General features: G+C 70.5%; 11 protein-coding genes. 7 read left to right on the plus strand and 4 right to left on the minus strand.

Annotated features, from left to right (window positions below):
- Positions 1-240 precede the first annotated feature (240 nt).
- Positions 241-528, plus strand: a complete 288-nt coding sequence (locus VF542_RS02045) for an RNase A-like domain-containing protein (protein WP_408650050.1) — start codon at positions 241-243, stop codon at positions 526-528.
- Positions 525-836, plus strand: coding sequence for a contact-dependent growth inhibition system immunity protein (locus VF542_RS02050; RefSeq protein WP_408650041.1), 312 nt, complete (start codon positions 525-527; stop codon positions 834-836). Before VF542_RS02045 ends, VF542_RS02050 begins: the two co-directional genes overlap by 4 nt.
- Before the next feature lie 167 nt (positions 837-1,003).
- Here VF542_RS02050 and VF542_RS02055 read toward each other — a convergent pair whose 3' ends face one another.
- Complete coding sequence (locus VF542_RS02055; protein ID WP_408650042.1) at positions 1,004-2,347, minus strand: FAD-dependent oxidoreductase; 1,344 nt, start codon at positions 2,345-2,347, stop codon at positions 1,004-1,006.
- Positions 2,348-2,476: 129 nt separating this feature from the next.
- Positions 2,477-3,502 carry a methyltransferase gene (locus tag VF542_RS02060; RefSeq protein WP_408650043.1) on the minus strand — a complete coding sequence of 342 codons (1,026 nt, stop codon included), beginning with the start codon at positions 3,500-3,502 and terminating at the stop codon, positions 2,477-2,479.
- Positions 3,503-3,763: 261 nt separating this feature from the next.
- Here VF542_RS02060 and idi point away from each other — a divergent pair, with 261 nt between their 5' ends.
- On the plus strand, positions 3,764-4,297 hold the full coding sequence (gene idi / locus VF542_RS02065; RefSeq protein ID WP_408650044.1) for an isopentenyl-diphosphate Delta-isomerase: 534 nt from the start codon (positions 3,764-3,766) through the stop codon (positions 4,295-4,297).
- A 93-nt stretch (positions 4,298-4,390) separates the two neighbouring features.
- Here idi and meaB read toward each other — a convergent pair whose 3' ends face one another.
- Entirely contained in the window at positions 4,391-5,365 is a 975-nt protein-coding gene (gene meaB / locus VF542_RS02070; RefSeq protein ID WP_408650045.1) for a methylmalonyl Co-A mutase-associated GTPase MeaB, read from the minus strand.
- 3 nt (positions 5,366-5,368) lie between these two features.
- Entirely contained in the window at positions 5,369-6,604 is a 1,236-nt protein-coding gene (locus VF542_RS02075; protein ID WP_408650046.1) for an acetyl-CoA C-acetyltransferase, read from the minus strand.
- A 198-nt stretch (positions 6,605-6,802) separates the two neighbouring features.
- On the opposite strand from VF542_RS02075, the gene mce reads away from it, so the two are divergent.
- From mce to VF542_RS02095, 4 genes are all read left to right on the plus strand, one after another.
- Complete coding sequence (gene mce / locus VF542_RS02080; RefSeq protein WP_408650047.1) at positions 6,803-7,228, plus strand: methylmalonyl-CoA epimerase; 426 nt, start codon at positions 6,803-6,805, stop codon at positions 7,226-7,228.
- A gap of 97 nt (positions 7,229-7,325) precedes the next feature.
- The gene (ccrA, locus tag VF542_RS02085; RefSeq protein ID WP_408650051.1) at positions 7,326-8,672 is read left to right on the plus strand and encodes a crotonyl-CoA carboxylase/reductase; all 1,347 of its coding nucleotides are present in this window, start codon (positions 7,326-7,328) and stop codon (positions 8,670-8,672) included.
- 101 nt (positions 8,673-8,773) lie between these two features.
- Positions 8,774-9,751 carry a hypothetical protein gene (locus VF542_RS02090; protein WP_408650048.1) on the plus strand — a complete coding sequence of 326 codons (978 nt, stop codon included), beginning with the start codon at positions 8,774-8,776 and terminating at the stop codon, positions 9,749-9,751.
- Positions 9,748-10,977 (plus strand): AI-2E family transporter, encoded by a 1,230-nt coding sequence (locus VF542_RS02095; RefSeq protein ID WP_408650049.1) that lies wholly within the window; start codon positions 9,748-9,750, stop codon positions 10,975-10,977. Before VF542_RS02090 ends, VF542_RS02095 begins: the two co-directional genes overlap by 4 nt.
- Positions 10,978-11,024: the final 47 nt, after the last annotated feature.

The raw sequence follows: 11,024 nt of genomic DNA on the forward strand, positions 1-11,024 counted from the left end.
GCACAAGTAGCAGTGGACACGACCCGGCGAGCCCGAGGTGAAGACGTCAGCACCGCCGGCCTGGGCTTGGAAATGGCGGCAGCGATCCCCCTCGGCGGCAGCGCCATGCGCGGGCTCCGCGCCGCCGACAAGGTGACCCACCTCGTCCCCGGCGGCGGCCTGCTTGCCCACGAAGGACTTGACGGCGGCCACACCCTTGCCAAACACGTCGGCAAGAGTGAGGACTACCTCCGCCACCGGCTGGCAACCGAATCCACTCTCGACGTCGCGTCGACATTTCACAATCGTCAGATAGCTGAGGATGCCCTGTCCCAGCTTCTCGAGGTAAACACGCGCCGAATCGAGCGCTGGCTTGTGGATGGTCAAAGAAGCTTGGTTATCGACGGACGGATGTCACATCCGGTAGGCGTTGCTATCACGAGAGACGCTGCTGGTCCCGTCGAGGCCGCGGGAATAAGGTTGGTGCTCAAGCGCAGCGCAACCATGACAACGGGATACCGGATACACACGGCGATGGTGGAGCTATGAAGCAATTGGCAGCGTTGGAACTCTTGCTCGGCGCTTACCTCCACGAAGATTGGGCTGAGGACTACCCAGACCTCTGGCACGCAGTCGATGACTTCACCGATGGCGAACCGCAATCGGCTCCGCACTTTCGCGCCGATGTGGAACAAGTCCTGGGCCAGGGCCAGAGTGAGCAGGAAATACAACAGAGTCTTCGCCAGCTGGGCATCGTCTACTACCCGCTTGGTGACGGGTGGGACAGTTACCGGGCCTGGTTGCTCGCCGTCGCGGCACACGTTGAGAAGAATCTGCACAAGTCGCCAGCCGCCTGAGCACACGCCCTCGCTGAGCCGCAGCCCGCAGGGGGCTGATGATCGTGGCCGCATAGCAAGGTGTCCATCGGCGAGTCGCACTGCTCTGAGTCCAACGATCCATTGGGCAGATCAGCTGCACGGCCAACGATCAGCGGCGACCATGGCCAGATCCACGACGCCACCGCTCAGTGCGGCACCTTGCGGGCGCTGAGCAGCACCCGGGCGACCATCGCCGGTGTGAGCAACTCGGCGGGGTCGGTCATCAGGTGCTGCACCGAGGTGAACACCCGGCGCACCTGGGGATCGACCATCGAGGCCAGCTGGACCCGCTTGGCGTAGGCGTTCCTCAGCCGGATGCCACGCGGGCGGTCCCCGCCGGTCTCGGGGTAGCTGAAGTCACCGCCGGCCGCGAACTGCCACGGCGTCGCTACGATCTCGGCTGCCTTCCGGTAATACCGGGCGGACAGCCGCGGACCGAGGTCCGCTCTGCCCGCAGCGCCGGTGCCCGCGGAGTCGTCGAGCAACCTGCCGAGTCCGACGGCTTGCAGCGCCGCGCAGGTCATGCCCTGGGCATAGATCGGGTTGAAGCTGCAGATCGCGTCGCCGAGTGCCAGGTACCCGCCGGGCAGCTCGGACAACTCCTCGAAGTGGCGGCGCCGGCTGCTCGGGTAATGCACCACCGACAGGTCGGTCAGCGGTTCGCACCGGTCGAGCAGCCGCGCGATGGCCGGATGCGGCAGCTCCCTGGCGTGCTGCTCGTAAGCCGGCAGGTCCCGCGGGAAGTCGCCGTGCCAGCCACCGAGGGAGATCAGCCACCGGTCGCCCTCCACCGGCAGGGCCAGGCCCGCGCGCTTCTCCGTGGGCGGGCTCGGCAGCGAGAACACCGCGGAGCCCTCGACCAGATCTCCGGGTGAGCGGCGGTAGAACCGGGTGGCGTACCCGACCCCGACCTTGACCTCGCTGACCCGCGGTGCCGGGAGGCCCAGCGCGGTCAGCCAGTGGTTGGACCGGGCACCCCGGCCGGTGCAGTCGAGGATCAGGTCGGTCTCGATCAGCTCGTCATCGTCCAGCCGGGCCCCGGTAACCCGGCCGTCGCCACCCACCAGGGCCGCCACCGACACCCCGTCACGAATGCTCACCCCGGGCAGCGCCGCCACCCGGCGCCGGATCGCCAGCTCCAGCAACGGCCGGCTGAACGTGACCAGCCGGAGCTCCGAGGCCTCCCGCGGCCAGATCGAGCCGAACCGGTAGAACGACAGCTCGGTGCCGGGGTCGAAGCGGAGCCCGCCGGCCTCGACCAGCTCGTCCATCAGGCCCGGGAACAGCTCACCCAGCGCTTGCTGGCCCGAGACGAGCAGGACGTGTCCGTGGCCGCCCTGGGTGACGCCGCGCCGGGGAACGGCGGCGTCGGGCAACTCGTCGCGATCGAGCACCAGCACCCGCTCGAACCGGTCGGCCAGCGTCCGGGCCGCGCACAGCCCGGCGATGCCCGCTCCGATCACCAGCGCGGACCCTCCCACTGTCTGCATCCGTGCATGCTATGCAGGCCCGTACGTCCAAGACCGAGAGGGCTGCCCCGCGTCAGGATCAGCCGTTGCCGCACCAGCATCTCGTGCGTGCGCGCTGCCGCCGCGTCTGCGACATGGCCTGGCGGCTGGTCAGCAGGAGGCGCACACGTACTCCATCAGCAGCAGGGCGTGCTGCCCCCGAATGACCCGCGTCGACACCAGGCCGGCGTCGGCCGCGAGGGCATTGAGGTCTGCCAGCGTGCGCTCCCGCCCTCCCACGGTGACCAGCATGTCCAGGTCGAAGGAGGTGGAGTAGGGAACCTGCGGATCGGGAGGCAGCACTTCGATGATCAGCACCCGACCGTCCTCGCCGGCCGCCTCGGCCATCCGGGTCAGGATCTGGGTGGCCTCGGCATCCGGCCAGCCGGTGACCGAGCGCGCGATGACGTAGACGTCATGGCCGGCCGGCAGCGGCTCGAAGAAGTTCCCGAGGAGGATCTGGGTCCGGTCGGTGAGGTTCTGCTCGGCGAACAGCTGCTCGGCCACCGCCGAGGAGTTCGGAAGGTCCAGCAGGACGCCGCGCAGGTGTGGGTGCCGGGTGAGCAGGTGGGTCAGCAACCCGCCGCTGCCGCCGCCGACGTCGACCACGTCCTTGACTGCGCTCCAGTCATAGAGTTCGGCGACCTGCGGCAAGGTGCGTGAGCCCTCGACGAGCATCAACTCGTCGAGGTAGCGCCGGCGCTCGAGGTCCAGGTCATCCCAGAGGGTCCGGCCGTGCACGACCGGATAGGCGGCCTGGCCGGTGCGCACCGAATGCAGCAGTCCGAAGTAGGACAGGTCCATCCGCCCGCCCATGCCCTCCAGGTCCAGCCGGCGCCCCAGGCCGGCCGGGCTGCGGTCCAGCAGCAGCCTGCTCAGCTCGGTGAGATCGAAATAACCCGTGGGTTCCTCGGTGAACACGCCTTGGTGCACCAGGTAGCGCAGCAGCCGCGCCAGGGCATCCGGATCCGCCTGCACCGCGGCGGCGATCACGTCCGCATCGTGCATGCCGGCAGCCATCTGGTCAGCGACTCCCAGTGACGCGGCGACCCGGATGGCGAGCGGAGGAGCGAGATCGATGAGACTGCCGAGCCGGCTGGCGGGGTCGGGCGAGCAAGCTGTGTCAGACGAGGGCACCGGGCGAGCTTTCTGTTCGGCACACGATGGCGTTCACGCGGCTGGCGCGCTCGTGACAGCTTTCGTTCGGCGCATCGTGCTTGATCGTGCGGGGGTAGTGCAGACACTAAGCAACGTCCGAATAGTCCGCCAGCTCACGGCGATAATCGTCGAACTCCCCATCGACTCGCCGATATCCGACGTCCGAGCCGCCGTCTAGAGTTGGAAGAGGAAATTCGGTACCGCCTCGCGACAGCTCGCCGGCGCGGTGAAGGGTGGGTCATGACGGAGCTGATCGTCCTGGTCGACGAGGACGGCACCGCCGTCGGGACGGCCCCGAAGTCGAGCAGCCATCACGCCCGCACGCCGCTGCACCTGGCGTTCTCGGCTTACGTCTTCGATTCCCGGGGCCGGTTCCTGCTGACCCAGCGGGCGCTGTCCAAGCAGACCTGGCCCGGCGCCTGGACCAACAGCTGCTGCGGTCATCCGATGCCCGGGGAGTCCAACGAGCAGGCCCTGCACCGGCGGCTGGACTTCGAACTCGGCCTGAGCCCCGACGAGGTCATCGAGCTGCTGCCCGACTTCCGGTACCGGGCCGAGCTCGACGGCGTGGTCGAGAACGAGATCTGCCCGGTGTTCGGCGTCCGGGTCAGCGGCGAGCCGACGCTGCGGCCCTCGGAGGTCGAGCAGAGCCGCTGGCTCGACTGGGACGACGTGATCTCTGGCCGGACGCCGCGGCTGTCGCCGTGGTGCGTGCTGCAGCTGCGGGCGCTCGCCGGCCACCCGGGCATCGAGCGACTGCGGGCACCGGCCTGAGCCTCAGCTGCGGGCACCCGCCCGGGCATCGAGCGACTGCGGGCGCCGGCCTGAGCGTCAACGGCGGGCGCCGGCCTGAGCCTCGGGCGATCCTCAGGCCGGCAGCGAGGCAACCAGCTCGTCGGCCGCGGCGTACGGGTCCAGCCGGCCGGCCGCCACCTGGGCGGCCAGCTCCTGCAGCGCCGCGGCACCGTGCACCTCGCTGAACCGGCGCCGCACCGTCTCCACCGCGATCGCCTCGACCTCCGACCCGGCCCGGGCCTGCCTGCGGCGTTGCAGCTCGCCGGTAGCGGCCATCCAGTCCCGGTGCTTGTCGATGGCGGCCACCAGGTCCTCGATGCCCTCGGCCCGGGCCGCCACGGTCTTGACGATCGGTGGCCGCCAGGCGCCGGCCTCGGAATGCTTGCCGCCCAGGGACAGCATGTATCGCAGGTCCCGCGCGACCTGGTCGGCGCCGTCGCGGTCGGCCTTGTTCACCACGAAGACGTCGGCGATCTCGAGGATCCCGGCCTTGGCGGCCTGGATCCCGTCCCCCATTCCCGGGGCCAGCAGCACGACGGTGGTGTCGGCCAGCTGCACCACCTCGACCTCGGACTGGCCGACCCCGACGGTCTCGATGAGCACCACGTCACAGCCGACCGCATCCAGCACCCGCAGTGCCTGGGGCGCCGCGGCGGTCAGGCCCCCGAGATGGCCACGGGTGGCCATCGACCGGATGAAGACGCCCGGGTCGGTGGCGTGATCCTGCATCCGCACCCGGTCACCGAGCAGCGCGCCACCGGAGAACGGCGAGGACGGGTCGACCGCCAGGATCGCGACCCGCTTGCCGGCCGCGCGCAGCGAGCCGACCAGAGCCGACGTGGAGGTCGACTTGCCCACCCCGGGCGAGCCGGTGATGCCCACCACCTGGGCATGCCCGGTGAAGGGCATCAGCCGTTCGGCCACCTCGCGCAGGGCCGGCGAGCCGTCCTCGACGAGTGAGATCAGCCTGGCGACGGAACGCGGATCGGCCTGCCTGGCCCGCTCCACGAGTTCGGCGATATCGACGTTCCGCCGCCGGGAGACCACCGATCAGGCCACAGGGCTCTGGGTGGTCGGGCTCGGGTCGGCTTGCCGCTGGGGAACCCGCAGGATCAGCGCGTCGCCCTGGCCACCGCCGCCGCACAGCGCCGCCGCCCCGACCCCGCCGCCCCGGCGCTGCAGTTCCAGCGCCAGGTGCAGGGCGATCCGGGCGCCCGACATGCCGATCGGGTGGCCGATGGCGATCGCGCCGCCGTTGACGTTGATGATGTCGGCCGGCACGTCCAGCTCCTTGGCCGAGGCCAGCCCGACGGCGGCGAAGGCCTCGTTGATCTCGATCAGGTCCAGGTCGGCCACCGTGATGCCCTCCTTGGCCACCGCCGCCCGGATCGCCTGGGCGGGCTGGTGCTGCAGGGTCGAGTCCGGCCCGGCCACCGTGCCGTGGGCACCGATCTCGGCCAGCCAGCTCAGGCCCAGCTCCTCAGCCTTCGCCTTGCTCATCACCACGACCGCGGCGGCACCGTCGGAGATCGGCGAGGCCGAGCCCGCGGTGATGGTCCCGTCCGGGCCGAACGCCGGGCGCAGCCGGGCCAGCGTCTCGACGCTGGTGTCGCCCCGCACACCCTCGTCGTAGTGGAACTCCAGCGGCTCGCCCTTGCGCTGCGGAATCGACACCGGCACGACCTCGTCGTCGTAGATGCCGTTCTTCCAGCCCTCGGCCGCCAGCTGGTGGCTGCGGGCGGCGTAGGCGTCCTGCTCGGCCCGGCTGAACTCCCGGTCGCCGGTGTTCGCGGCCTCGGTCAGGCCGCCCATCGCCTGGTCGGTGAAGGCGTCCCACAGGCCGTCGTAGGCCATGTGGTCGGTCATCTCGACGGTGCCGTACTTGAATCCCTGGCGGGACTTGGGCAGCAGGTGCGGGGCCTGGGTCATCGACTCCTGGCCGCCGGCCACCACCACCTCGAACTCGCCGGCCCGGATCAGCTGGTCGGCCAGCGCGATGGCGTCGATGCCGGACAGGCAGACCTTGTTGATGGTCAGCGCGGGCACCGTCAGCGGGATGCCGGCCTTGTACGCGGCCTGCCGCGCCGGGATCTGGCCGGCGCCGGCGGTGAGCACCTGGCCCATGATCACGTACTGCACCTGGTCGGGGGCGACGCCGGCCCTGTCCAGGGCGGCCTTGATCGCCAGGCCGCCGAGGTCGGTGGCCGAGAAGTCCTTGAGGGCGCCGAGCAGTTTGCCGACCGGGGTGCGGGCGCCTGCGACGATCACCGATGTGGTTGCTGACATCTGGGTCCTCCTACGGCTGCGGACGGGCAGCCGACCTGCTGCCCGACATGCCCCGGACCCGCCCATGAGGTGAACAGTGGGCGGCCGCGGCACAGTACCTCCACAATATCGAGCTGAGGGGGCTGGGCCAGCGGGTGGCGGATATGAGTCGCACCACCCGCCCCTTCTCCGGCCGCTCACCAGCACGCACCATGAGCCATGACCATCCTGCGGATCGACCATGTCGGGATTGCCGTCGCGGACCTGGACGCGGCCATCGCCTTCTACCGCGACACCTTCGCCATCCTGAGCGTGCACGAGGAGGTGAACGCCGAGCAGGGCGTCCGGGAGGCGATGCTCACGGTCGGCGACGGCACCAGCCGGATCCAGCTGCTGGCACCGCTGACCGAGACCTCGACGATCGCCAAGTTCCTGGACCGCAACGGCCCCGGCCTGCAGCAGCTGGCCTACACCGTCGACGACGTCGAGGCGGTCAGTGCCGAGCTGCGGGCCAAGGGTCTGCGGCTGCTCTATGACGAGCCCAGGCGGGGCACCGCCGGTTCCCGGATCAACTTCGTCCACCCCAAGGACGCCGGCGGCGTGCTGATCGAACTGGTGGAACCGGCTTCCGACACCGGTGTGTGACCGGTCACCACAGCCGACCCGAAAGCGCTACCCGTCAGTAACCTGCTCGGCAACGTCACGCCCGCGCGTCATTGCCGAAAGGTTCGCCGTGGACCCGATCGTCGTGGACCAGATACGTGCCGCCGTCAACCAACCGGGCGCCGAGTCGCTGGCGGCGCTGGCCGGGCTACCGGTTCCCGAGAGCTACTCAGGCGTCGTGGTGCGTGCCGACGAGGTCGAGATGTTCGACGGGCTCAGCACCCGCGACAAGGACCCGCGCAAGTCCCTGCACCTGCAGGAGGTGCCCACACCGGAGGTCGGCCCGGGCGAGGCGCTGATCGCGGTGATGGCCAGCGCCATCAACTACAACACGGTGTGGACCTCGATCTTCGAGCCGGTGTCGACGTTCGACTTCCTGCGCCGCTACGCCCGCAGCTCCGAACTGGCCCGCAAGCACGACCAGCCCTATCACGTCGTGGGCTCGGACCTGTCCGGCGTGGTGTTGCGGACCGGCCCCGGGGTGTCACGGTGGCAGATCGGTGACCGGGTGGTGGCGCACTGCCTGTCGGTGGAGCTGGAGGAGCCGCAGGGCCACGACGACACCATGATGGATCCCCAGCAGCGGATCTGGGGCTTCGAGACCAACTTCGGCGGGTTGGCCGAGCTTGCCCTGGTCAAGTCCAACCAGCTGATGCCCAAGCCCGAGCACCTGACCTGGGAGGAGGCCGCCTCCCCCGGCCTGGTCAACTCCACCGCCTACCGCCAGCTGGTCAGCCACAACGGCGCCAACATGAAGCAGGGCGACGTGGTGCTGATCTGGGGCGCCTCCGGTGGCCTGGGCGGCTATGCCACCCAGTTCGCGCTCAACGGCGGCGCGATCCCGGTGTGCGTCGTCTCCTCGCCCGAGAAGGCCGAGCTGTGCCGCCGGATGGGTGCCGAGCTGATCATCGACCGGACGGCCGAGGACTACCGGTTCTGGAAGGACCCCCAGACCCAGGACCAGTCCGAATGGAAGCGGCTCGGCGCCAGGATCCGGGAGCTGACCGGCGGCGATGACCCCGACATCGTCTTCGAGCATCCCGGCCGGGAGACCTTCGGCGCCTCGGTCTACGTGGCCAGGCGAGGAGGCACGATCGTCACCTGCGCCTCGACGTCGGGCTACCTGCACGAGTTCGACAACCGCTACCTCTGGATGAACCTCAAGCGCATCATCGGCTCGCACTTCGCCAACTACCGCGAGTCCTGGGAGGCCAACCGGCTGATCGCGCGCGCAGCGATCCACCCGACGCTGTCGCGGGCCTATCCGCTGGCCGAGACCGGGCAGGCGGCCTACGACGTGCATCGCAACGCCCACCAGGGCAAGGTCGGCGTGCTGTGCCTGGCCGACGGCGAGGGCCAGGGCGTGACCGCGCCGCAGCTGCGGGCCGAGCACCTGACGGCGATCAACCGCTTCCGCGACGCCTGAGCGGTGGCCCGGCGCCGCCCTGCCCGCACCGGGGGCGCTGACGGGCCGGGACACGGCTGCGCCGACAGCCAGCCCGGTGCCTGGCGTGAGACCATGAGGGCATGGCAGCAGAAGACCACACCACAGAACTCCTGCCGCTGCTCGACGAGAACGATCCGATCTTCGACGTCGGCATCCGCGGCTACGACAAGCGCCAGGTGGACAGCTACGTCGCGCAGGCCGAGGCCGAGCTCGCCGACTTGAAGGCGGCCCGCGATGCCGCCCTGGCGACCAGCGCCGACCGGGCGGCCCAGCTGGCCAGCCGCGACGCTCAGATCGAGGCGCTGAGGCAGCAGGCCGCGACCAAGGCCGCCGAGGTGACCAGCCCGGTGGTGCACGTCTCGGACCGGATCCGCGACATGCTCCAGCTGGCCACCGACGAGGCGGCCCAGACCCGGCGCAATGCCGACGAGGAGGCCGCGGCGATCCGGCGGTCGGCGGAGCAGGAAGCCGAGCGGGTGCTCTCGGCCGCCCGGGCCGATGCCGAGCGGGTCCGGGGCGAGGCCGCCGCCGCCCAGCAGCGGCTGACGGCCGGGGCGGCCCAGCGCTCGGCAGAGGCCGACCAGAAGCTCGCCCAGGCGCGGGTGCAGAGTGCCGCGGAGCTGGACAAGGCCCGGGCCGAGGCTACCCAGATCCTCGACACCGCCACCGCCGAGCTGGACAAGGCCGTCGCCGCGGCCGCCGCCATCACCGAGGCCGCCACCGCCGAGCGGGACCGGCTCGACAACGAGGCAGCCGCGGCCAGGACGGCAGCCGAGCGGGCCTCCATCGAGCGGCTGAGGACAGCCGAGCAGGACTTCGAGATCACCCTGCGCAGCCGGCGCAGCGCTGCCGAGCGGCAGGCCCAGCTCGACCACCAGGCAGCCCGCCAGGCCGCCGAGCAGCTGGTCGCCGAAGCCCGCCAGCAAGCCCAGCAGCTGGTCGCCGAAGCCCGCCAGCAGGCCGAGGCACTGGACGCCGAACGCGACCACACCCACCAGCGGCTGCGCGAACTGCACGAGCAGCTCGGTGCGGTGATCTCCGACGCCGCCTCCCCGTGACCGAACCGGCTTGGCCGTCTGAGAAGCAGCCGCCCCACGAGCAGCCGTCCCACGAGCAGCCCGCCGACGAGCAGCCGGTACACGGGCTGACCTCCCACGAGCTCACCGCCCAGGAGCTGGCCACACACGCTCTGACCACCCACGCGCTGACCTCCCACCCGCTGACCGCCCAGGAGCTGACGGCACCGCCGCGGCGGAGTTTCGCCACCTACTCCCCGTTCCGGCTCGGGCTCACCGCGACGATCGGGTTCGGCCTGGCCTACCTGCTCTTCCGGGCGCTGGAGCACGGCAAGGACACCCTGCTGCTGCTGGCGCTATCACTGTTCCTGGCCGCGGGGCTCGACCCGGCAGTGCGCCGGATCGAGAGCGCCGGTCTCAAGCGCGGGCCGTCCGTGGCGATCGTGTTCGTCGGCGTGCTGGCGTTCCTGACCGCGATGTGCCTGGCCGTCGTCCCGCCGCTGGTCACCCAGACCACGACCTTCCTGCACAACCTGCCGACCTACGTCGACGACCTGCAGCGCAACCGCCGGATCGCGGAGTTGGACCAGCGCTTCGGCGTGCTCGACTCGATCCAGAGCCGGATCGAAGGCTCGGCGTTCCTCCAACAGGTGGCCGGCAACCTGCTGACCGTCGGGACCACCGTCGCCACGACGATCTTCGAAGTGTTCACGCTGGCGATCCTGACCCTGTACTTCCTGGCCTACCTGCGCGACATCACCGCCTTCGCCTACCGCTTGACACCGGCCTCGCGCCGGCCGCAGGTCAGCCGCATCGGTGACAAGATCGTGGCCCGGATCGGGGCCTACGTGGTGGGCACCGTCGCCCTGGCGCTGCTGCGCGGCACCGTCACCCTGGTGTTCCTGTGGGCGGTCGGGGTTCCCTACCCGTTCGCGCTGGCCTTCATCGCGGCCCTGCTGGACCTGGCGCCGGTGGTCGGGACCGTGCTGGCGGCGGTCGTGGTCTCGACGGTCGTTCTGCTCGAATCGGTCCCCACCGGGATCGGGGTGATCGGATTCTTCGTCGCCTACGAGGCCGTGGCCCGGATGCTGTTCGTTCCCCGGTTGCTGGACCCCTCGGTCCGGATCAGCCCGGCGGCCGCCCTGGTCGGAGCGCTGGCCGGCTACACGATGCTCGGCGTGGTGGGCTTCCTGATCTCGATCCCGCTGGTGGCGGTGATCACCCTGATCATGCGCGAGGTGGTGCTGCCCCGGCAGGCCAGCCGCTGACCGGTCCCGGCCGACGCTGGCGCCACCCACTGCCGGCGCCCCCACTG

Origin of the sequence: Jatrophihabitans sp., assembly GCF_036389215.1 — a bacterium.
Taxonomy (GTDB): domain Bacteria; phylum Actinomycetota; class Actinomycetes; order Mycobacteriales; family Jatrophihabitantaceae; genus Jatrophihabitans_A.